Here is a 21,836-nt window from a genome sequence, read left to right as displayed (position 1 = left end):
GTGAGTGAGGCGACGAAGCCGCCTTATGCCGGACGTGATCGGCGTCGCTCGACCCCCTATCCGATGCTGCGGCGCAAGCGTCGCATCTGGCGACGGCGTTCGATCCGGCGGCGGATCAGGATCGTCGCGGTCCTGGCGGCCATCGCCCTGGCGATCGCGGGGCTGCTGACCCTGCTTTACAGCGGCAGTCCCCCGGTCGATCCGGCGCAGGCGCTGCGGCGCGCGACCCTGGCGCTGGAGGCGGGAAATTACCATGCCGCGCACGATCAGGCGCGGCAGGCCGCCGGGGCCGACCCTCGCTCGGGCCAGGCGCAGATGATGCTCGCGCGGACCAGCCTGTTGCTGGGGCAGGGGGTGACGGCGGAGGCCGCGCTCGACCGTGCGCTGGTCGATGGAGTGCCGAGGGTCCGGACGCTCGCCGATCGGGCGGAGGCCCGGCTGTTGCTGGGCAATGTCGCCGGGGCGCAGGACGCGGTGAACCGGATGCCCGCCGAGCGCGATGCCGCGATGATGCGTGTCGCCGCACAGCTTCGCGCACGGCAGGGCAAGGGCGGTGCCGTGCTTCGCCGAAGCCTGGAGCAACTGGTCGCCCGCTTTCCCGATGATGCGCGGGGCTGGACCGATCTGGGGCGCAGTCGCTTCGGGGCGGGGGACATGGACGGCGCGACGCAGGCGGCGGCGCGGGCGGCGGCGCTGGCCCCCGCCGACCCCGCCGCGCTGACCTTGCAGGGGGAGGTGGTGCGCGCCCGCTACGGCCTGACCGCCGGTCTTCCCTGGTTCCGGGCGGCCCTGGCGCGCGATGCCTATTATCATCCCGCCCTCATCCAATATGCCGCGACACTGGGCGATTTGGGTCGGGCGTCCGATGCGGTAGCGGCGACGCGGACCGCGCTGATCTCCGAACCCGGCAGTCCCGAGGCCCTGTATCTGCAAGCGGTGATCGCCGCGCGGGCGGGCCAATATGCGCTGGCGCAGCATGCGCTGCAATTGACTGGGGGCGCCTTGGCCGCCCGGCCTTCGGTCGCCTTGCTGGACGGCGCGCTGGCCTATGCGCAGGGCCGCCCGCAGCGAGCCGTGCGGGTCTGGTCGCGGCTGGTGACGATGCAGCCGATGAACGTCGCGGCACGACGCTTGCTGGCCTTGGCGCAGATCGGGATCGGCGACCGAGCGGCGGCGCTGGCGACGCTTCGCCCGATCCTGTCGCGCGCGGATGCCGATGGCTATGCGCTTCGCTTGGCCGCCATGGCGCGAGCGGGGGATGGCAGCGCACTGATCGACCGGATCGCCAAGGCGCAGCGGGGCGATGCCGCCATCTTCCGTTCGGACCGTCCGGTCGGCGACCTGTCGCTCGCCGCCGTCGGCTCGCCGACCGACCCGACCTATGCGCTGGGGCTGATCCGGGGGCTCGCAAGCCATGGCGCTCAGGCGGCCGCCTTGCAAAAGGCGCAGGCGCTGGTCCGTGTCAGCCCCGGCGCAGCGGTCGCGCAAATGGCCTATGGCGATATGCTCGCGGTGACGGGACGCATGACCGAGGCGGTCGGGCCCTATGCCCGCGCGGCCAATCTGACCTTTGACGAGCCCGCCATGCTGCGGCTGATCGACGCCTATCAGCGTATCGGCCAGTCCCGCGCGGCGGCGACGGCGCTGGGGCTGTATCTGTCGCAAAACCCGCAAAGCGTGCCCGCCCGCCGGCTGTTGGCGGCGTGGCAGATGGCCGCAGGTCAATGGGACGACGCCATCGAGACGCTGGAGGGGTTGCGGACGCAACTGGGGCCAGGCGACATTGCGTTGCTGCACGATCTGGCCATCGCCTATGCCGAGAGCGGCGACGGGGTGGTGGCGCGGCGTTATGCTGCGGCGGCCTATCGGCTCGGCCCGATGAATGCCGGGGTGGCGGATGCTTACGGTGTCGCGCTCGCCGCCGATGGCGAGGAAGCGGGCGCGCGGCAGTTGTTCGACAAGGCACTGGCTTTGGCGCCCGGCGATCCCGTCATCCTGAGGCATCGCGCTGCGCTATAGGCCCGGTGCTTGGCAGGAGGCGGGGGGCGTGGTTAGAGGCACGCCATGACCGACCTCGACCCCAGAATATTCGAACGCATCGCCGCCGCGCTCGAACGTCTTGCCCCGCCGCCTCAGCCTTCCGCCGATCCGCTCGCGCATCCGGCCTATCTGTGGCGGAACGGCGTGCTTACCGCCGCGCGCGGTTTTGCGCCGGTGCCCTTGTCGCTTCTTCAGGGATTGGATCGTCAGCGCGAATCGCTGATCGCCAATCTGGAGCGACTGGCGGACGGCCATGCGGCACAGGACGTACTGCTCTGGGGCGCGCGGGGTACGGGCAAGTCCGCGCTGGTCAAGGCGGGCGTCGCCGCCGTGCAGCACCAGCGCCCCGGTCGGCTGGCGCTGGTATCCGTCGATACGCTCGACAGCCTGCCCGAACTGTTCGGCGTTCTGGAGGGCGTCGACCGTGCCTTTGCGGTGTTCATCGACGATCTGGGGTTCGACGGCGCAAGCGAGGCGCGGGCGCTGCGCTCGCTGCTCGACGGCGGGGCGGAGGCGCGCCCCGCACACGTCCGGTTGCTGGTCACGTCGAACCGGCGCCACCTGCTGCCCCGCGATCTGGGCGAGCAGGACAGTGCGATCAATCCGCGCGACGTGGTGGACGACCAACTGGCGCTGTCCGATAGGTTCGGGTTGAGCCTGGGTTTCCATACGCTCGACCAGGACGGCTATCTGGCGATCGTACGGGCCTATGCCGATCGCTACGACCTGCCGTTCGACGGGGCGGAGGCGATCAACTGGGCGACGCGCCGGGGCAACCGTTCGGGCCGTGTGGCGTGGCAATATGTGGTCGACCTGGCGGGCCGGATGGGGCGGTCGCTGTAATAATTTCAGCGACAGATGAAAAAGCGCTTGCGCCCGTCCGAACCGCTGGCTATTGGCGCGCCTCCAGCACGGATCGGCCTTCCCGAAAGGCTTAGAAAACCGATCCGTACTCTCTAGTCGGGGAGTAGCTCAGCCTGGTAGAGCACTGCCTTCGGGAGGCAGGGGCCGGAGGTTCGAATCCTCTCTCCCCGACCATTTCACACCATTGTAATCACCTCCAAAAGGAGGCCCCGCCGGCACCTCGGCGGATCGGCTTATTCCGGTGTCAATCCGGTGCGATTGGCGAGCCGTCCCCATTTCCCACTGATATGTTCGCTCGCGGCGTTGCGCGCTCATATGCGAAGAGGGCGACCTTCCGGTCGCCCTCCCGCTTGATGCTGTGTCCTGGATACGGTCGATATGAACCGGTGGGCCCGTTGTCGCACGCCGGGGCCTCCTAGTCAGGAACGGTGCCGATCCCCGTCAGCCATCAAGTATCTTAGAGATCGTCAGAGTTTGGGACCGCCCATGCCGCGTTCGAAAAGCGGAATACTGCCAGTTCGTAGTCAGGCTCCACCGCTGCGACGATTGGCATCAGGTAATTCCTCACGGCTTCGGAACTGTCCGTCGGCATAAGGCCACAATATAGCCCCTTCGGGAGCTTATAGATATGACCGCTATCGCCTCGGATCTTCCGATCGAAGCCAGCACCTCCCATCAAGTCGTGCAGGTCATTGTAGGCCTCACCAGGCGGTGGCCCATTAAGCTCGATGCGCACTGCAAACATATTCATCAATGTACCCTTCTGTGACGTCGGGATATTTCCGACCAACAAAAGAATAATTGAGAGGTGGCCTTGTCCGCATGTATAGTAATTTTGTCACATCGCCGCGGTGACCGGCGGTGGAATCCCGATATGGTACAAGGTTGGGCCAATCAGAAAAACTCGGCCTTCCAGAGCGACGAGAAAATTCGACGAATCACTCGATTAACAGTCGAACGGAAATGGCTGTTTTCTGCGGGCCTTCCCAGCGATCGTGTAAAGAAAAACCGCCCCGCAATGGCGTTGCGAGGCGGTCACGATAGAAGCGGGCCAGGGCTTGGAAAGTCACTGGCCACGCTCCACTACGGATCGATCAGTGCGTGCTGTGCAGCGACGGACGGTCGGCGGACAGGCCGGACGGAGCGAGCTTGGTGTTCAGAACCCAGCCGACATTGTCGTTCTCATCCGCGACTTCCCACCACAGGCCGTTCTTCGTCCCGGTCGGATAGACGGTCGATCCGGCCGGGATCGTGCGAATCACATTGCCCGAGGCCGCCGCGCTGCTCCGTAGGGCGATATCGGCCTGCGCCGTGAAGGTCTTGGCGGGCGCGGCCTCGGCCGTTCCGGCGGCCCCCGGCGTGATGAGGCCCAGGCCGCTCACCAGCTTCGAATAGGCCTGGATGAACGACAGGGTCACGATGCGGCCGATATCGGTATTGTCGTAGCCGCCACCCACGGCCCCGGCGACCGCGAAGAAGCCGCCGCCGCCCAGCGACAGATTGTTCTTGGCGGCATAGCCCTCTTCGGTGGCGATCGTCTCGGTGGTGCGGACATTGGTCAGCGAGAGGACGGTGTTGGCCTCCATCTTCTTCGACTTGATGCCGCCCAGCAGGCCGCCGACGCGCCCGCCCAGCAAGCCGCCGATGCCCGCCGCCGCGCCGCTGCCGCTGGTATTGGAATTGGCGCCCTGTACCTCCGCGACCAGGACATAGTCCGCCGCCTTCACCTGACCCTGGCCGACATTCGATCCGCGTTGCAGGCCCAGATTGCCGCCAAGCGCACGTTCGCGTTCCGCCGCATTCAGACCCGCACCGCGATCGACCAGGTTGAAGCAGCCGGACCGCTGGACCAGCACCTTCAGCAGCTTGGACGGGGGTGCGAGGTTCCAGGCGCCCGTTACGCTCGACGTGTCGCCATCGACGATCGACAGCGTGCCCAGCTTGCGGGCGCAATGCGGCACGTCATTCGCGGTGGCTTCCTGCAAACGCTGCCCACTGCTCGGCTTGGCGAGCTTCTGGGCGGCGACGGGGCCGGAGACGATCAGGCCAAGGCTGGCGATGACGGTGGCGAGGGACGATTTGATCACGGTAAGCTCCCCAACAAACCGCACGGCCTTCAGGGATTGCCGCCCCCATGACCGTGCATCCTGCGCAGGCGTCTAGCACTCCGACGCAGGACAGGCTAGGCGCTGCGGGATCATGACCACGCCGCTCGACAAGATTCGCAATTTCTCCATCATCGCGCATATCGACCATGGCAAGTCGACACTTGCCGATCGCCTGATCCAGTTCACCGGTGGCCTGACCGACCGCGAGATGAGCGAACAGGTTCTCGACAATATGGAGATCGAGAAGGAACGCGGCATCACCATCAAGGCGCAGACCGTGCGCCTGGCGTACAAGGCGCAGGACGGCGAGACGTACACGCTGAACCTGATGGACACGCCGGGCCATGTCGACTTCGCCTATGAGGTCAGCCGGTCGCTGGCCGCCTGCGAAGGCGCGCTGCTGGTCGTCGATGCCGCGCAGGGCGTCGAGGCGCAGACGCTGGCCAATGTCTATCAGTCGATCGAGCATGACCATGAGATCGTGCCCGTCATCAACAAGATCGATCTGCCCGCCGCCGAACCCGAAAAGGTCCGCGCCGAGATCGAGGATGTGATCGGCATCGATGCCTCGGGCGCGGTGCTGGCCAGCGCCAAGTCGGGCATCGGCATCGGCGACATCCTGGAATCGATCGTCAAGAATATCCCGGCCCCGAAGGGCGATGCGACCGCGCCGCTGAAGGCGATGCTGGTCGATAGCTGGTACGACCCCTATCTGGGCGTCGTCATCCTGGTCCGCGTCATGGAAGGGACGCTGAAAAAAGGGCAGCAGATCAAGTTCATGCAGGCGGGCACCACCCACCTGATCGACCGGGTCGGCTGTTTCCGTCCCAAGATCGAGCAACTGACCGAACTGGGCGTGGGCGAGATCGGCTTCATCACCGCGCAGATCAAGGACGTGGCGCAGGCGCGGGTCGGCGACACGCTGACCGACGCCAAGAAGCCGACCGAGCAGGCGCTGCCGGGCTTCAAGGAAGTCCAGCCGGTGGTGTTCTGCGGCCTGTTCCCGGTGGATGCCAACGACTTCGAAAAGCTGCGCGAGTCGATCAGCAAGCTGCGGCTGAACGATGCCTCGTTCAGCTTCGAGATGGAAACCTCGGCAGCGCTCGGCTTCGGTTTTCGTTGCGGCTTCCTGGGCCTGCTGCATCTGGAGATCATCCAGGAGCGGCTGACCCGCGAATATGACCTTGATCTCATCACCACCGCGCCCTCGGTGGTGTACCAGATCGAACTGAGCCATGACGGCGGCCAGATCGACCTGCACAACCCCGCCGACATGCCCGATCCCAACAAGATCGCGTCGATCAGCGAACCGTGGATCGAGGCGACCATCTATGTCCCCGACGAATATCTGGGTTCGATCCTGAAGCTGTGCCAGGACCGGCGGGGCATCCAGAAGAACCTGACCTATGTCGGCGGGCGGGCGCAAGCGACCTATGAACTGCCGCTCAACGAAGTCGTGTTCGATTTCTACGACCGGCTGAAGTCGCTGTCCAAGGGCTATGCCAGCTTCGACTATCATCAGATCGGCTATCGCGAGGGTGACCTCGTGAAGATGAGCATCCTGGTCAACGAAGAGCCGGTCGACGCGCTGTCAATGATCGTGCACCGCGGCACGGCCGAGACGCGCGGGCGCGGCATGTGCGAGCGGCTGAAGGAACTCATCCCACGCCACCTGTTCAAGATACCGATCCAGGCGGCGATCGGCGGCAAGGTGATCGCGCGCGAGACGATCAGCGCCATGCGCAAGGACGTGACCGCGAAATGCTATGGCGGCGACGCAACGCGTAAGCGCAAGCTTCTGGAAAAGCAGAAAAAGGGTAAGGCCAAGATGCGCGAGTACGGCTCGGTCAGCATCCCCCAGGAAGCCTTCATCGCCGCCCTTCGCATGGGCGACGAAGCGTAAACCCTTTATTCCTCCCCAAGCTTTGCTTGGGGAGGGGGACCAGCGAAGCTGGTGGAGGGGCATAGACGCCATTCCAGACAGCATTTACCGCCTCCCCAAACGGGGAAAAAATCGTTCCTTGCGCGTTACAGCCAAAAGCCGCCATCACGGCGCTTCAGGGGGGACGCCTTCGATGAAACCATTTTCCATCCTCGCGCTATTCGGCGCGCTGAGTGTGTCGGTGCCCGCCGTCGCGCAGAATCGCGCGCCCCTGGTTCTTGCCGCCGCCAGCCTTCAAGAATCGATGACCGCCGCCGCCGATAGCTGGGCGAAGAAGGGGCATACTCGCCCCGTCATCTCCTTCGCCGCCTCCTCGGCTTTGGCGCGACAGGTGCAGGCGGGGGGCACGGCCGATCTGTTCGCCTCGGCGGACGAGGAATGGATGGACGTCCTGCAGAAGGACGGGCTGCTCGCCGACCGGACCCGCAGCGCCTTTCTGGGCAATCGGCTGGTCGTCATCGCGCCAGCGGGCAAGGGCGGTCAGGTGACCACGCGGACGCTGGCAAAGACGCTGTCCGCGGGGCCGCTCGCCATGGCCGATACGGATAGCGTGCCGGCGGGCAAATATGGCAAGGCCGCGCTCGAAAAGCTGGGCGCATGGAGCGCCGTCGCCCCGCATGTCGTGCGAGCGGAGAATGTCCGCGCCGCGCTGGCTTTGGTCGAGCGGGGAGCCGCACCTTACGGCATCGTCTATGCGACGGATGCCAAGGCGTCGCCGCGAGTCCAAGTCGTCGGCCTGTTCCCGGCGGCCAGCCATAGCCCGATCACCTATCCGCTCGCCCGGTTGAAGGCCTCCACCAACCCCCAGGCCGAAGGCTTCCGCCGCTTCCTGCTGTCGAGCGAGGGCAAGGCGATCTTCCGGCGTTACGGTTTCTCGACGCGATGACGGCCTGATGCTGTCACCCGAGGAATGGGGGATCGTCCGGCTATCGTTGCTCGTGGGCGGCACGGCGATGCTGGTGACCCTGCCGATCGCGTTCGTCCTGGCATGGCTGTTGGCGCGGGGGCGGTTTCCGGGGCGGGTGCTGCTCGACGGCATCGTCCATCTGCCATTGGTAGTCCCGCCGGTGGTGACCGGCTGGGTGTTGCTCCTCGCCTTCGGGCCGGAGGGGCCGATCGGTCGCTGGCTGAGCGAATGGTTCGGGGCGACCGTGCTGTTCCGCTGGACCGGCGCGGCGATCGCGGCGGCGGTGATGGCTCTGCCACTGGTCGTGCGGGCGATTCGCCTTTCGATCGAGGCGGTTGATCCCCGTCTGGAACAGGCCGCGCGAACGCTGGGCGCGGGGCGGGCCCGAGTCTTTGCAACCATCACCCTGCCATTGTGCGCGCCGGGGATATTGGCGGGCCTCGTGCTCGGTTTCGCCCGTTCGATCGGGGAGTTCGGAGCGACGATCACCTTCGTCTCCAACGTTCCGGGGGAGACGGCCACCCTGCCGCTCGCCATCTATTCCGCGCTCCAGCGGCCCGGTGGCGAGGATATGGTGTGGCGGCTCGCGACCGTGTCGGTGGTGTTGTCGCTGATCGCGCTGGTCGCGTCCGAATGGCTGGCGCGGCGAATGGGGCGGGGTCTGCATGTCCTTTGACGTCGACGTTTCCGTCCTGCGTGGGGATAGCCGGATCGCGGCGCGCTTCGCGACCGGCCCGGGCGCCACCGTGCTGTTCGGTCCGTCGGGCGTGGGCAAGACCAGCATCCTGCAAATGGTGGCAGGGCTGCTCCGTCCCGAAACCGGCCATGTCCGCGTCGCGGGCGAGACGCTGTTCGATGCGGACGCGCGTATCGATGTGCGGCCGGAGCGGCGGCGGATCGGCTATGTCTTTCAGGAGCCGCGACTATTCCCACATATGCGGGTCGCGGCCAATTTGCGTTACGGACAGGGGCGCGGGGAGGGCGATAGCGACGGGATCGTCGCGATGCTGGGTATCGGCCATCTGCTCGACCGCTGGCCGCGCAGTTTGTCGGGTGGGGAGGCTCGCCGGGTGGCGATCGGGCGGGCACTGCTCAGCGACCCGCGTGTGCTGTTGCTCGATGAGCCGCTATCGTCGCTCGACCGTGCGCGCCGAGGGGACATACTCGACGCGCTGGTGGCCGTGCGGGACCGGACGGGTATCCCGATCCTGATGGTCACGCACGACCCGGACGAAGCCGAACGCATCGCCACCGATATCGTCCGGCTTTAGATCAGCTCGAACGTCTTGCGATCGCCATCGACCGAACTGGTCGCGACCCACAGGTCATATTCTCCCGGCTCGATTACCCAGTCATCCTCGCCCCAGAAGCGCAGGTCGTCGCGGGTCAGCGACAGGCGGACGGTCCGCGACTGGCCGGGGTTCAGCGTCACCCGTTCGAACCCCTTCAATTCGCGCACCGGACGGGTCCGGCTGGCGACCTTGTCGTGGACATAGAGTTGCACCACCTGCGACCCCGCCCGTGAGCCGGTGTTGGTAATGGTCGCGCTCACCTCCATCCTGTCGGTCATGCGCGGCGGCACCGTGACGTCGGAAACCTGCCACTGGGTATAGCTGAGGCCATAGCCGAAGGGATAAAGCGCCTCGTTCTTCGTCTCGCGGTAGCGGGCCTTATAGTCCTGAGCCCCGGTGTCGGGCGCGGGGCGGCCGGTATTCTTGTGATTGTAGAGATAGGGTTGCTGTCCGCTCTCGCGCGGAAAGCTGACCGAGAGTTTGGCGGACGGGTTCACATCGCCGAACAGTATGTCGGCGATCGCGTTGCCGCTCTCCGACCCCAGGAACCAGGTGGCGAGGATTGCGGGAGCATCCTTGACGGCACCGTGCAGCGCCAGTGCGCGACCATGGCGGAGCAGGACGACCACCGGCTTGCCGGTCGCGGCGACGGCTTCGGCGAGGTCCATCTGCGCTTGTGGAATGGTGATCTCAACCCGCGACTGCGCCTCGCCCGACATGAGTTGCGTCTCCCCGACAGCGAGCAACACCACGTCCGCCGCGCGCGCCGCCGCCACCGCCGCGTCGATCCCGCCGGGGATGGCCGCCTCGACATCCGAACCCTTGACCACATCGACCGTCAGCTTGCGATTTCGAAGACCCTCCGCGACCGAGACGTTCAGCCGGGCATCCGACATGAAGGCCCAGGTGCCGACGACATTGTCCCGGTCCTCACCGAACGGCCCGATCAACGCGATGCGCCCCGGATCGGCCTTGAGCGGCAGCAGATCGCCTTCATTCTTCAACAGTACGATCGAGCGCGCGCCCGCCTCGCGCGAAAGCTTCAGCATGGCGGGTGTCGATACCTGGCTCCGCTCCGCCTTTCGGCTGATCGAGCGATAGGGATTGTCGAACAGCCCGATGGCGTCCTTCAGCGAAAGGACACGCCGCACCGCCTCGTCCAGTCGGGCCATGGGCACCTCGCCCTTCTCGACCAGATCGGGCAGCCACAGGTTGAACAGGTTGGAGGCCATGGCCATGTCCATCCCCGCCAGGAACGCCTTCTTCGCGGCGTCGCGGCCGTCGGCGGCATAGCCATGCGCGATCAATTCCTCATCGGCGGTGTAATCGCCGACGACCATCCCCTTGAAACCCCATTGCTTGTGAAGAAGGTCGGTCAGCAGCCAGTGATTGCCGGACGACGGCACGCCGTGGATGTCGTTGAACGCCGACATGATCGTCGCGACCCCGGCATCGACACAGGCCTTGAAGGGGGCGAGGTGAACCTCGTGCAGGGTCTGGGGCGAAATCTCGGTATAGTTGTAATCCATGCCGCCGCTGACCGCGCCATAGGCGGCGAAATGCTTGGCGCAGGCGGCGACGCTGGTCGGGTCGCGCAGGTCACGCCCCTGAAAGCCGCGCACCCGCGCGACGGCGAGCCTGGTGCCCAGATACACATCCTCGCCTGAACCCTCCGCGACGCGCCCCCAGCGCTGGTCGCGCGCGACATCGACCATGGGGGCGAAGGTCCATTGCATGCCCAGCGCGGTCGTCTCGATTGCCGCCGCTCGGGCGGTGCGCTCGGCCAGGTCGGGGTCGAAGGCGCAGGCCTCCGCGATCGGCAGCGGATAGGCGGTGCGAAGGCCATGGATCACATCGCCCGCGAAGATCAGTGGGATCTTCAACCGCGTCTGCATCATGGCATCCTGTGCCGCCTTCGCTCCCGCATAGCCGACGCCGTTGAACAGCATCCCGATCTCGCCCTTACGGATGCGCGCCAATTGCGCGGCGGCGTCGTTACGCGCGGGCAGGCCGGGGTTGAAGGGCAGGCCGATGGGCCGGATCTGGTCGGAGAAGCAGGACAATTGCCCGGCCTTCTCGGCCAGGGTCATCCGCCCGATCAGCGTTTCGATCCGGTCGGATTGCGCGAGCGCCCGACCCCCCAAGGACAGCCCGGCGATGGTCGCGCCAGCCTTGAGCATCTGGCGACGATCCAGGGTGGGGGACATGGCACGCTCTCCTGCAACATGATGATTTTGTCATGTCGCTACCGCCGAGGGGCGGCGGGGGCAAGGTCGCCGCACCAGAGTGCGCCGTGGGTCAGGCGCGGGGCGCTGCAATGGGCGGGATGGGGAGGCGGGGTGCCGGGCGCCCATAGTTTCAGGCGGCGCAGCGTCTCGGGCATGTCGGAGTCGATCACGGGCAGGGGATTGCCGTCGCCATAGCGCGTCACGCTGCGATAGCGCAGCACGGGGGCATAGCGCTGCGACGTGCCGAGCCGGTTCACCGTGATCCAGAAGGCAAAGGGCGCGTCCGACGTCGGTTCGGCGGAGATGATCGCGCCGCGCAAGGGCCCGTTTTCGATATAGCGAACCGCCTGATTGTTGTTGCGACCGGTCTTCAGATCATAGACCGGCACGAACCGGTCACCTGCTTGGTCATAGCCGAGGACCATGGTCCCCACGACCTGATCCCCATTGCCGCCGTGAAGGCTGGCGGCTTGCACCCATAGCAAAGGATGATTGGGTTCGGGCCGGATGATGCGCACGTCTTCGAGATAACGCGGTCGGTCATAGATGGTCGCCTGTCCGGCTCTGACCAGCATCGTGTCGAGCGACGGGCGACAGCTTTTCCCGTCGTCGCGCGTGACGCAAAGATGGAGTTCGCCGGGGACCTTCTCCGTGCCTGCGCCGAACGGGTCGGGGGTCTCCGGCCCCTGGGTTACGAGCAATTGCCAGCCCGGTTTCAGGTCGAACGGCCGTGAAATCTCGACCGAGGGCGGGGCGGTGTTGGCGGCTATCGTCAGGGCGAAGACGGGAAGCATGGAAGACAGGCGACGATAGCTCATGTGGATGACCCTGTTGAATGCGGCGTCGGACGACGACCTGCCCGCGTTGTCAGGGGCAGTCTGCGCGGAGGCGAATGGCCAACGGATGAAGTCCGGGTGACATTCCGGCCAGTCAAAGGCTGACATTGGGCGGGGAGCGACGTTTCCTCCCCTGGAAGGGGAGGAATGAAGATTGTGCAGCTTGAATGTCGATGGGGCCTATAACAGCGTCGTCAGCAGGACCCCGACGATGATGGCGACACCCGACAGGATCTGCCGCGCGCCCAGAGTCTCACGGAACAGCCGGTGCCCGGCCATGGCGGCGATCGGAGCTTCGATGATGCCCAGCGCCCGGACCGGCGCGGCGGGCGACAGGGCGAGCGCGACGAACCAGCCCGCCGAGGCGCAGGCGCCGCACAGCCCGGCCCCCAGGGACGGACGCCATCGGCGCAGCACTTCGGTCAAGGCGGCGGGATCGCGCCAGGCCAGGATCAGGCCGAGCGCGATACTCTGCATCGCCTGCACCACCGCGACACAGACCAGCGCGGCGAACACCGGGTGCGAGGAGTCCAGCGCAAGCGCCGCATGGCGGAACGCGTTGAGCGAGAAACCGAAGAAAAGGCCCGACGCCAGTCCCATCGCGACCCCGATCAGCGAGGCGCGACGCTGTTCGGGTGGTGGCCAGGACAGGGCGACCAGACCGATGGTGGTGATGACGACACCGACCCATGCGATGGCGCTGATCCGGTCGTGATAGACAATGAGGCCGAGCAGGGCGGCCAGCGGCAGCGAGCTTTGCTGAAGCGCGGTGCCGACCGCGAAACCCGAGCGGCGCATGGCGTCGAGCAGCGCGGCGGTGGCGAGTACCTGCGCCGTCGCGCCGACGATGGCCGACAACCAGAAAGCCCCGGACCAGTGAAGATCCGCACCCGGCGTGAAATGACGGGCGACGGTGACGAACAGGATCGAGAAGGGCAGCCCGAACAGGAACCGCACCAGCGTCGCACCCCATGGCCCCGAGGACGACATGACACCGCGTTGCAGGGCGTTGCGGCCGACCTGGAAGGTCGCGGCGGCGACCGTGGCGGGAATCCATAACGGGTTGGACATGGGTTATTCGTCCTGAACTTGCCTCGAACGAAAAAGAGCGGCCCGTTGCCGGACCGCTCCTTCGGTAGCAAAGCCTGGCCACGCGGTCGGACATCGTCGGCTGTGCCGACGCTGCCGCCCACCGTGGCAAGTCCGTGGATTGCTCGCGCAATCCACGGCTGCCCGCGTCTTAGCGCTTCGAGAACTGGAAGCTGCGACGCGCCTTGGCGCGGCCATACTTCTTACGCTCGACCGTGCGGCTGTCGCGGGTCAGGAAGCCGGCGGCCTTGACCGGAGCACGGAGAACCGGCTCGTACTTGGTCAGCGCCTGGCTGATGCCGTGCTTGACCGCACCGGCCTGGCCCGACAGACCACCGCCCTTGACGGTGCAGATCACGTCATACTGGCCTTCGCGCTCGGTGATGCCGAACACCTGGTTGATGACGAGACGCAGCGTCGGACGCGCGAAATAGACTTCCTGATCGCGGCCGTTGATCGTGATCTTGCCCGAACCCGGCTTCAGCCAGACGCGAGCCACGGCGTCCTTGCGACGGCCGGTGGCATAGGCGCGGCCGAACTTGTCCAGTTCCTGCTGACGCAGCGGGGTGGTGCTGACGCGCTCGACGGGAGCGGCGGCGGGGGCTTCACCCTCGACGGCGGGCTGTGCGGTCGCGGCAGCGGCCTGCTGGTTCAGCGTGGCGCCGAGATCGGCGAGCGACTGGCGGTTGTCGGACATTATGCGCCCACCTTGTTCTTGCGGTTCATCGACGCGATGTCGAGGACTTCGGGGTTCTGAGCGGCGTGCGGATGCTCGGTGCCGGCGAAGATGCGCAGGTTGCGCATCTGCTGACGACCCAGCGGACCACGGGGGATCATGCGCTCGACGGCCTTTTCCAGGACGCGCTCGGGGAAGCGGCCTTCCAGGACCTTGGCGGCGGTGATGCCCTTGATACCACCGGCATAACCGGTGTGCTTGTAATACACCTTCTGGCCCAGCTTGTTGCCGGTGAAGCGCACCTTGTCCGCATTGATGACGATGACATTGTCACCGCAATCCACGTGCGGGGTGAAGCTCGGCTTGTGCTTGCCGCGCAGGATGTTCGCGATGATGGTGGCGGCGCGGCCGACAACCAGGCCGTCGGCGTCGACGATATGCCACTTCTTCTCCACCTCGTGCGGCTTGGCCGCCTTGGTGGTCTTCATGAGCGCCTTCATGGGCGTGAGACCTTTCGGTTTGAAATGCAACACGCCGCCCTTTGTCTCGGGCGGCGCGAACGAGGGTCCAATGCTGTTCGGCGCTCAAAATGTCAAGCAAAGTGCGGCTTTGCTGACGGGTATTATGATACCTTGATGGTGTGCGCGCCGCTGCCGACCCGGTGTGCGGCGGCGGCGGCGGCGATCAGCAGCAGCGCGGCATTGGCCTGATGCGACACCGCGATGTCGATCTGCACGCCCGAGAGCAGGGTCGCGACGCCGAGGGCGATCTGGACCAGCACCAGCGCGATGACCAGCCATCCGGCGCGCAGCGCGCCCGCCCGGATCGCTCGCGCCGCCAACCAGATCAGCCCGGCGGCGGCGGCGAAGGCGAACCAGCGGTGGATGAACTGCACCACCACCGGATTGTCGAAGGCATTGGCGATGGCCGGGCTCATCATCGGCACCCCCGCCGGGAACCATGCATCGCCCATCAGCGGCCAGCTTGAAAAGGCATAGCCCGCGTCCAGCCCGGCGGTCAGCGCGCCGAACATCAACTGTACGAACAGTAGCGCCAGCGCGACGATCCCAGGCAAGGTCAGCCGGGCAGGGGCCGATAGCGGGTTCCGGTGAAGCGCCATCAGGTCCAGCGCGGTCCAGACGATCCCGGCAAGAATGACCAGCGCGGTCAGCAGATGGACGGTCAGGCGGATATGGCTGACATCGGTCCGCTCGACCAGGCCCGAGGCGACCATCCACCACCCGATCGCGCCTTGCAGCCCGCCCAGCGCAAGCAGCGCGATCAAGCGCGGCTTATACCCCATGGGAATGGCCTTCCGCGCCCAGAACCAGATCAGCGGCAGGGCGAAGGCCATGCCGATCACCCGCCCCAGGACGCGGTGCAGATATTCCCAGAAGAAGATCGCCTTGAACCCGCCCAGCGTCATGTCGCGGTTGAAGATCCAATATTCCGGAATACGCTTGTAGTTGTCGAACTCCGCCTGCCATTGCGCCTCGGTCAGCGGGGGGACGATGCCGGTGATCGGCTTCCATTCGGTGATCGACAGGCCGCTATTGGTCAGTCGCGTGATCCCGCCGACCACGACCATGGCGACGATCAGACCGGCGACCGCGAACAGCCAGCGGGCCAAGGCTCGGGGGCGGGCGGTGATCATGAAGGCAGGGCTCGGTTGCAGCATGATCCCGTCATAGAAGCCCGCGCGGTCGTGCGATAGTGGACCGAATGCCTCGTGCGGCTGCGGCGGCGGACCTTGCTCCACCGGTCCACAGAGCCTAAATCCCGATCATGGCGCATATGCATAACCATCACGAGCCCGAAGGGGCCGATCTGGCCGACGCGGCAAAGGCGACGCTGGAGCGCGCGGGCGAGCAGTGGACGGCAATGCGCGCCAGCGTGTTCGAAGCGTTGGCCGGGTTCGAAAAGCCCGCCTCGGCCTATGACATCGCCGATGTCATGTCGAAATCGCAGGGGCGACGGGTCGCGGCGAACAGCGTGTATCGCATCCTGGACCTGTTCGTCGGCGCCAATCTCGCCCGGCGGGTGGAGAGCGCCAATGCCTATGTCGCCAATGCGCATCCCAATTGCATGCACGACTGCATCTTTCTGGTCTGCGACAAGTGCGGCCAGACGACCCATATCGACGACGACCGCCTGACCGGCGCGGTGCGCGAGGCGGCCAAGGGTGCCGGTTTCAGCCCCGAGCGCCCTGTGATCGAGGTGAGGGGACGCTGCGCGGCCTGTGCGGCGAATTGAACCGTCCGCTTGATCGGAGAAGTTAGGCCCGATCGACATTCCTTCTGGCTTCCTTTCTCCCTCTCCCGAGCCGGGGAGAGGGTTAGCGCAGCTTGGGTGGGAGGCGGTGCGCGCCAACGGCTCGCGCTCTTCGAGCGTTCACCCCTCACCCAGCTCTGACTAAGTCTTTGCTCGGCAAAGACCAAGTCGGCGCGACCCTTCCCCCTCTATGAGGAGGGGGAGGAAACGGCGCTGAACGCGGGTCTGTCGTGACCGCCTACCTCAATTCGGCGCTGCGACGGCACAGCTGAAACTCTCGGATCGATACGGGGCATTGACTTGCGCGACGAAACGCGGAATGAGTCTGGTAACGTTACCAGATAAAACGGAACGAAAAGGGAGAGGTTCGAGATGATGACGGGATCGCATAGCCGCAGCCTGCGTCGGCACAATCTTGGCGCGGTCAGCTTCGCGGTGCTTGCCATGGCCACGGTCGCAGCGCCCGCCTGGGCTCAGACGACACCCGAAGTGGCGACACAGGCCACCCCGACGCAGGATGCTGCGGCCATTCCACCCAATCAGGCGGCCGAGCCGAGCGAAGAGGTCAATAGCCGCGACATCATCGTCACGGGCTCGCGAATCACGACCGGCGGCTTCACCGCGCCGACCCCGACGACCGTCATCGGCGAGGAACAGATCGCCGCGAACGCGCAGCCGAACATCTTCACGACCGTCGCCCAGCTTCCCTCGTTGCAGGGCTCGACGGGCACCGCGACCAACACCTTCAGCACGTCGAGCGGGCAGCAGGGCCTCAGTTCCTTCTCGTTGCGTGGCGTGGGCGCGATCCGGACCCTGACCCTGCTCGACGGGCAGCGGGTGGTCGGCGCGAACGTCACCGGCGTGCCGGACATCAGCCTGTTTCCGCAGTTGCTGATCAAGCGGGTCGATGTGGTCAATGGCGGTGCCTCGGCCTCCTATGGTTCGGATGCGGTCGGCGGTGTCGTCAACTTCATCACCGATACCCGGTTCAAGGGGATCAAGGGCAATATCCAGGGCGGCCTGACCACGTACGGCGATGACGAACAGGTGCTCATCCAGCTCGCGGGCGGCACCAGCCTGTTGAACGATTCGCTGCACGTGATCGCCAGCACCGAATATGCGCACGAGGAAGGCGTCGGCGGCGGCGATTTCGGCATCGGCCTGGCGGGCGGGCGCGACTGGTTCCGTCAATCGACGCTTATCAACCGCAACGTCCTGAACGACGGGACGCCGCAATATCTGTTCCGCGACTATGCGCAGCCCTATAACTATACCAAGTACGGCCTCATCACCGCCGGGCCGCTTCAGGGTATCGCCTTCGACCGGTCGGGCAATCCGTTCCAGTTCCAATATGGATCGGGCGGGGTGCCTGCGCGCGACGCGGCGGGCAATGTTCAGGGCTGTTTCCCCGGCTTCTGCCTGGGCGGCGACCTGTCGGGCAATGTCGATGCGGGGCGTTCGCTCCAGTCGAAGATCCAGCGGGTGAACAGCTATGGCCGGATCGGCTATGACTTCGCACCCAATGGCGAGATTTACGGTACGATCAATATCGGTCAGGTGAAGACCAACAACCAGCCGGTCGGCGGCGCGAACCGCCCGAACCTGACCATCCAGTGCGCCAACCCCTATGTCCCCGCGCTGATCAAGACCGCGTGCGCGACCGCCGGGATCACCAACTTCCAATATGGCACCAGCAACGCGGCGCTGGGCGATACGCAGGTCTTCACCGATCGCCGCCAGTATCGCTTCGTCGCGGGCGCCAAGGGGCGCGAGTCGGTGGCCGGGTCCGAATGGTCCTACGACATCTATTATGAGCACGGGACCAACTACACCGATGTCGATGTCAGCAACATCATGCTGTCGCGCCGGTTCAACCAGGCGATCAATGCGACGACGCTGAATGGCGCGATCGTCTGCGCCGATTCGACCGCACGGGCCAATGGGTGCCAGCCGCTCAACATATTCGGCGGCAATCCGTCGCAGGCGGCGCTCAACTACATCATCCCGGAGAACGGCCCGTTCCAGCGCACCCGCCAGACGCAGGATGTGATCAGCCTCAACTTCTCGGGCTCGCCCTTCTCGTCCTGGGCGGGGCCGGTATCGATCGCGTTCGGTGGCGAGTTTCGCCACGAATATTACCGCGTCCGCGCCGACCCTTACGGCGCGGGTTTCGCCAACAGCCCGGCCAATGGCGCCTATCCTGCCGACCCGGTCCTGCTGGCCGACGGCAACAACTGGTATGCCGGCAACTACAAGAATGGCGGCGGCGCCTATAGCGTGAAGGAGGCCTTTCTGGAGGCCGACCTGCCGATCATCAATTCGGACGCCGGGGGCCGTGCCAATATCAACGGCGCGGTGCGCGTCACCGACTACAGCACCTCGGGCACCGTCTGGGCGTGGAAGATCGGCGGTACCTGGGACCTGCCGGTCGATGGCCTGCGCATTCGCGGCGTGACCTCACGCGACGTCCGCGCGCCCAATCTGTCGGAACTGTTCGCGGCGCCCGTCACGACGACGCTGCCGGGCTTTTTCGATCCGTTCAACAACGTCAACGTGCTGGCGCTTCAGAACACGATCGGCAACGTCAACCTGACCCCCGAAATCGCGCGCAACACGACGCTGGGCATCGCCTTCTCCAACTCGCAGGCGATACCGGGGCTGAGCCTGTCGGTCGATTACTACAAGATCAAGATTACCGACGTCATCTCCAGCCTGGGCGCGCAGGATATCGTCAACCTGTGCTTCCTGAACATCGCGCCCGAGACCTGCGGCGTGTTCAACCTGAACAATCCCAACGGCCCCAACTTCATCAACGTCCAGTCGTTCAACCTGGCCTCGATCCTGACCGACGGCTTCGATATCGAGGCGAGCTATCGCTGGCGCAATCCGCTGGGCCTGCCGGGCAGCCTGACGCTGCGCGCGCTGGCGACCAATATCAGGCGGTTCATCACCGACACCGGTTTGCCGAACACGATCCCCAACGACACGGCGGGCGTGAACATCGGCAATACGCCCAAGTGGAAGTGGCTGGCGGTGCAGACCTATGCCACCGACGACTGGTCGCTGCTGCTCCAGGAACGCTGGTTCAGCGACGGCAAACTGGGCAATCAATATATCGAGTGCACCACGGGTTGCCCGGCCTCGACCGCCAACCGCCCGACGATCGACAATAATTTCATCCCCGGCGCCTTCTATTTCGATGTGGGCGGCACCTATAACGTGACCAAGGCGGTCACCGCCTATTTCAAGGTCGATAACCTATTTGATCGCGAACCGGCGCGGTCGCCCTATTTCGTGAACCCTGCGCTCTATGACGTGCTCGGTCGCGTGTACCGGGCTGGCGTGCGGTTCAACTTCTGAGGGGGGATGTGATGAGAACGGCGCGGATCATCGGGGCGGCGCTGCTCGCCGTCCTGCCGGTGGCGGTGATGGCGGCGGACACGCCGCCCGCTGCGCCGGGATCGAACCCGATCATCCGGGACAAGTTCACGGCGGACCCCGCGCCTTTGGTGGTGGGGGACCGGCTGTACCTCTATGTCGGCCATGACGAGGCGCAGCGGGACGAGATGTTCAACATGAAGGAATGGCTGGTCTATTCCACCACGGACATGCGGACCTGGACTCCGCACGGGCCCATCATGAACGTGCGCGACTTCAAATGGGCCAAGAAGGACGCCTGGGCCAGCCAGACCATCTACAAAAACGGCAAATACTGGTTCTATGCCGCAGTCGAGCATGACGACAGCCATCCGGGCAAGGCGATCGCGGTCGCCGTGTCCGACACCCCGACCGGCCCGTTCGTCGATGCCAAGGGATCGGCGCTCATCACCAACCAGATGACGCCCAAGGGCACGCATAGCTGGGAGGATATCGACCCGACCGTCATGACCGATGACGACGGGACGACGTGGATCGCCTGGGGCAACCGGCAATGCTATATCGCCAAGCTGAAGCCCAACATGATCGAGATCGATGGCCCGATCGCCGAGATCACCCCGCCGCATTTCGAGGAGGGCCCCTGGCTGCACAAGCGGGGCAAGCTCTATTACCTGACCTATGCCTCGCTCGACCGGACGACGCAGCGGGACGAGCATATCTCCTATGCCACCGCCCCGTCGCCGAAGGGGCCGTGGACCTATCGCGGGTTGCTGACAGGGTCGGGCAAGTACAGCTTCACCATCCATCCGGGCATCGCGGAGTTCAAGGGCAAGTCCTATCTGTTCCTGCACAACGCGAATCTGGCGATCGGCGACCAGAGCGGAGCGATCGGGCGACGCGCGGTGACGGTCGAGCGGCTATACTATAATCCCGACGGCACGATGAAGCCGGTCGTGCAGACCGAAGCCGGTGTGACGGCATCGGCTCGGTAGCAGGGTGGCCTCACTCCTCCTGTTCCACCCCGGCGGAGGTCGGGGGCCAGCCGCTATGCGTCTCGAATGGTCGCCAAAGCGGTCGGTCGATGCTCGACCGGCTTCAGAGCAACTGGACCCCGGCCTCCGCCGGGGTGGAGCATCAGTTTCAGGAACGTGGCGGGGCGGTGGAGTCGCGTTCGATCAACTGATGTTCCAGCACGGTGACACGCGGCTGGCCGTTCGACGCCGGAACCCCGCCGCGAATTTCCTGGATCAGCCTTTGCAACGCTTCGGTCGCCAGCGCGCGGACCGGCTGATGGATCGTCGTCAGCGGTGGCCAGAGCGTCGTCGCGGCGGTGCTGTCGTCGAAGCCCACCACGGTCAGGTCGCCCGGCACCTCCAGATGCCGCCGATGCGCCACCGAGACGATGGCGGCAGCCATGTCATCGTTGCTGGCGAAGATCGCGGTCGGCGGTCGCTCGCCGCTCAGCAGTTCCTCGCCAGCACGCAGGCCCGAGGCATAGCTGTAATCGCCCTGGACGATCCGCGTTTCGAGGCCGCCTTCCTCCTCGACCGCGCGGCGAAAGCCCGCCAGACGCTCGATACTGGCCGACTGGCCGGGATTGCCATGGACGAAGCCGATGCGGCGATGGCCCAGCCCGATCAGGTGGCGGGTCATGTCATAGGCAGCACGGGCATTGTCGATCCAGACGGACACCGCATCGGGCGCGACGCCGCCGATCACCGCCATGGGCAGCCCTGCCTCGCGGATGATGTCGCGCACGAAATCGGACTCGCCCAGCGGCGGGGCAAGGATGACGCCCGCGATCCGCTGTTCGATCAACCCCTCTATGGCGTCGCGAGTCGGGGGGCGACCCTGTTCGCCCTTGAGCAGGAACAACTGCGCCGCGCGGGTCGAGGCTTCTTCGAACACGCCGACCAGCAGCTCGCTCATGAAGGCGGCGCTTGGGTTCGAATAGATGACGCCGATCCGGATTTCGCGCGAGGTCACGAGACTGCGCGCCATCAGGTTTGGCGTATAGTTCAGCCGCTTGATGACCTCGCGGACATGGACGCGAACCTCGTCGCGGACGCCCGCGTCGCCGTTGATGACGCGCGAGACGGTCATGGGCGAGACACCGGCCTCCTTGGCCACGTCGATGATGGTCACGCCCCGCGGGCGCCGTTGGGTCTTGGTCAAGGTCATCCTGTCCCGTTATCGGGCTTCACG

17 protein-coding genes and 1 tRNA gene are annotated in these 21,836 nt (G+C 65.6%); 10 read left to right on the top strand and 8 right to left on the bottom strand.

What is annotated here, in order from left to right; all coding sequences use genetic code 11:
- From SM191_RS00360 to SM191_RS00350, 3 genes are all read left to right on the top strand, one after another.
- A complete protein-coding gene (locus SM191_RS00360) occupies window positions 1-2,019 on the top strand; it encodes a tetratricopeptide repeat protein (protein ID WP_341504444.1) in 2,019 nt (672 codons plus the stop codon).
- Between the two features lie 45 nt (window positions 2,020-2,064).
- Entirely contained in the window at window positions 2,065-2,883 is an 819-nt protein-coding gene (locus tag SM191_RS00355; protein ID WP_341504443.1) for an ATP-binding protein, read from the top strand.
- A gap of 118 nt (window positions 2,884-3,001) precedes the next feature.
- Window positions 3,002-3,078, top strand: a tRNA-Pro gene (locus SM191_RS00350).
- A 920-nt stretch (window positions 3,079-3,998) separates the two neighbouring features.
- On the opposite strand, the gene SM191_RS00345 is transcribed toward SM191_RS00350, so the two are convergent.
- The gene (locus tag SM191_RS00345; RefSeq protein ID WP_341504442.1) at window positions 3,999-4,991 is read right to left on the bottom strand and encodes an SH3 domain-containing protein; all 993 of its coding nucleotides are present in this window, start codon (window positions 4,989-4,991) and stop codon (window positions 3,999-4,001) included.
- A gap of 112 nt (window positions 4,992-5,103) precedes the next feature.
- Here SM191_RS00345 and lepA point away from each other — a divergent pair, with 112 nt between their 5' ends.
- From lepA to SM191_RS00325, 4 genes are all read left to right on the top strand, one after another.
- Window positions 5,104-6,915, top strand: coding sequence for a translation elongation factor 4 (lepA, locus tag SM191_RS00340; protein WP_341504440.1), 1,812 nt, complete (start codon window positions 5,104-5,106; stop codon window positions 6,913-6,915).
- Window positions 6,916-7,087: 172 nt separating this feature from the next.
- Window positions 7,088-7,840: a molybdate ABC transporter substrate-binding protein gene (modA, locus tag SM191_RS00335; protein WP_341504439.1), complete on the top strand. Its 753-nt coding sequence runs from the start codon at window positions 7,088-7,090 to the stop codon at window positions 7,838-7,840.
- Window positions 7,841-7,847: 7 nt separating this feature from the next.
- On the top strand, window positions 7,848-8,537 hold the full coding sequence (modB, locus tag SM191_RS00330) for a molybdate ABC transporter permease subunit (protein WP_341504438.1): 690 nt from the start codon (window positions 7,848-7,850) through the stop codon (window positions 8,535-8,537).
- Window positions 8,527-9,132: an ATP-binding cassette domain-containing protein gene (locus tag SM191_RS00325; protein WP_341504437.1), complete on the top strand. Its 606-nt coding sequence runs from the start codon at window positions 8,527-8,529 to the stop codon at window positions 9,130-9,132. Before modB ends, SM191_RS00325 begins: the two co-directional genes overlap by 11 nt.
- Here SM191_RS00325 and SM191_RS00320 read toward each other — a convergent pair.
- The 6 genes from SM191_RS00320 to SM191_RS00295 all read right to left on the bottom strand — a co-directional run bounded on the left by SM191_RS00320 (window position 9,129) and on the right by SM191_RS00295 (window position 15,660).
- Window positions 9,129-11,360, bottom strand: coding sequence for a glycoside hydrolase family 3 N-terminal domain-containing protein (locus tag SM191_RS00320; protein WP_341504436.1), 2,232 nt, complete (start codon window positions 11,358-11,360; stop codon window positions 9,129-9,131). The two genes, SM191_RS00325 and SM191_RS00320, sit on opposite strands and share 4 nt — an antisense overlap.
- Window positions 11,361-11,398: 38 nt before the next feature.
- On the bottom strand, window positions 11,399-12,199 hold the full coding sequence (locus SM191_RS00315; protein ID WP_341504435.1) for a hypothetical protein: 801 nt from the start codon (window positions 12,197-12,199) through the stop codon (window positions 11,399-11,401).
- A gap of 198 nt (window positions 12,200-12,397) precedes the next feature.
- Window positions 12,398-13,288, bottom strand: a complete 891-nt coding sequence (locus SM191_RS00310) for a DMT family transporter (RefSeq protein WP_341504433.1) — start codon at window positions 13,286-13,288, stop codon at window positions 12,398-12,400.
- 169 nt (window positions 13,289-13,457) lie between these two features.
- Window positions 13,458-14,003, bottom strand: coding sequence for a 30S ribosomal protein S9 (rpsI, locus tag SM191_RS00305; protein ID WP_267433259.1), 546 nt, complete (start codon window positions 14,001-14,003; stop codon window positions 13,458-13,460).
- On the bottom strand, window positions 14,003-14,482 hold the full coding sequence (rplM, locus tag SM191_RS00300; protein ID WP_037568175.1) for a 50S ribosomal protein L13: 480 nt from the start codon (window positions 14,480-14,482) through the stop codon (window positions 14,003-14,005). The genes rpsI and rplM overlap by 1 nt, the downstream gene beginning before the upstream one ends.
- 122 nt (window positions 14,483-14,604) lie before the next feature.
- Window positions 14,605-15,660 carry a COX15/CtaA family protein gene (locus SM191_RS00295; RefSeq protein WP_341504579.1) on the bottom strand — a complete coding sequence of 352 codons (1,056 nt, stop codon included), beginning with the start codon at window positions 15,658-15,660 and terminating at the stop codon, window positions 14,605-14,607.
- Between the two features lie 107 nt (window positions 15,661-15,767).
- Between SM191_RS00295 and SM191_RS00290 the strand changes: the two genes are divergently transcribed.
- The 3 genes from SM191_RS00290 (at window position 15,768) to SM191_RS00280 (ending at window position 20,623) form a co-directional block, all read left to right on the top strand.
- Window positions 15,768-16,235, top strand: coding sequence for a Fur family transcriptional regulator (locus tag SM191_RS00290; protein WP_267433261.1), 468 nt, complete (start codon window positions 15,768-15,770; stop codon window positions 16,233-16,235).
- A gap of 390 nt (window positions 16,236-16,625) precedes the next feature.
- Window positions 16,626-19,613 carry a TonB-dependent receptor plug domain-containing protein gene (locus tag SM191_RS00285; RefSeq protein WP_341504430.1) on the top strand — a complete coding sequence of 996 codons (2,988 nt, stop codon included), beginning with the start codon at window positions 16,626-16,628 and terminating at the stop codon, window positions 19,611-19,613.
- An 11-nt stretch (window positions 19,614-19,624) separates the two neighbouring features.
- Entirely contained in the window at window positions 19,625-20,623 is a 999-nt protein-coding gene (locus SM191_RS00280) for a glycoside hydrolase family 43 protein (protein WP_341504429.1), read from the top strand.
- 148 nt (window positions 20,624-20,771) lie between these two features.
- On the opposite strand, the gene SM191_RS00275 is transcribed toward SM191_RS00280, so the two are convergent.
- The gene (locus SM191_RS00275) at window positions 20,772-21,812 is read right to left on the bottom strand and encodes a LacI family DNA-binding transcriptional regulator (RefSeq protein ID WP_341504428.1); all 1,041 of its coding nucleotides are present in this window, start codon (window positions 21,810-21,812) and stop codon (window positions 20,772-20,774) included.
- Window positions 21,813-21,836: the final 24 nt, after the last annotated feature.

This window comes from Sphingomonas sp. 2378 (genome assembly GCF_038084995.1).
In the GTDB taxonomy this organism is placed as follows: Bacteria; Pseudomonadota; Alphaproteobacteria; order Sphingomonadales; family Sphingomonadaceae; genus Sphingomonas.
This window is presented reverse-complemented; position numbering and strand designations above follow the sequence as displayed.

Coding starts and splice junctions, on each gene's coding strand:
- SM191_RS00310 (WP_341504433.1), bottom strand. CDS start 13,288: ATGTCCAACCCGTTATGGATTCCCGCCACGGTCGCCGCCGCGACCTTC.
- modA (WP_341504439.1), top strand. CDS start 7,088: ATGAAACCATTTTCCATCCTCGCGCTATTCGGCGCGCTGAGTGTGTCG.
- rplM (WP_037568175.1), bottom strand. CDS start 14,482: ATGAAGGCGCTCATGAAGACCACCAAGGCGGCCAAGCCGCACGAGGTG.
- rpsI (WP_267433259.1), bottom strand. CDS start 14,003: ATGTCCGACAACCGCCAGTCGCTCGCCGATCTCGGCGCCACGCTGAAC.
- modB (WP_341504438.1), top strand. CDS start 7,848: ATGCTGTCACCCGAGGAATGGGGGATCGTCCGGCTATCGTTGCTCGTG.
- SM191_RS00275 (WP_341504428.1), bottom strand. CDS start 21,812: ATGACCTTGACCAAGACCCAACGGCGCCCGCGGGGCGTGACCATCATC.
- SM191_RS00280 (WP_341504429.1), top strand. CDS start 19,625: ATGAGAACGGCGCGGATCATCGGGGCGGCGCTGCTCGCCGTCCTGCCG.
- SM191_RS00295 (WP_341504579.1), bottom strand. CDS start 15,660: ATGCTGCAACCGAGCCCTGCCTTCATGATCACCGCCCGCCCCCGAGCC.
- SM191_RS00315 (WP_341504435.1), bottom strand. CDS start 12,199: ATGAGCTATCGTCGCCTGTCTTCCATGCTTCCCGTCTTCGCCCTGACG.
- SM191_RS00290 (WP_267433261.1), top strand. CDS start 15,768: ATGGCGCATATGCATAACCATCACGAGCCCGAAGGGGCCGATCTGGCC.
- SM191_RS00285 (WP_341504430.1), top strand. CDS start 16,626: ATGATGACGGGATCGCATAGCCGCAGCCTGCGTCGGCACAATCTTGGC.
- SM191_RS00325 (WP_341504437.1), top strand. CDS start 8,527: ATGTCCTTTGACGTCGACGTTTCCGTCCTGCGTGGGGATAGCCGGATC.
- lepA (WP_341504440.1), top strand. CDS start 5,104: ATGACCACGCCGCTCGACAAGATTCGCAATTTCTCCATCATCGCGCAT.
- SM191_RS00320 (WP_341504436.1), bottom strand. CDS start 11,360: ATGTCCCCCACCCTGGATCGTCGCCAGATGCTCAAGGCTGGCGCGACC.
- SM191_RS00355 (WP_341504443.1), top strand. CDS start 2,065: ATGACCGACCTCGACCCCAGAATATTCGAACGCATCGCCGCCGCGCTC.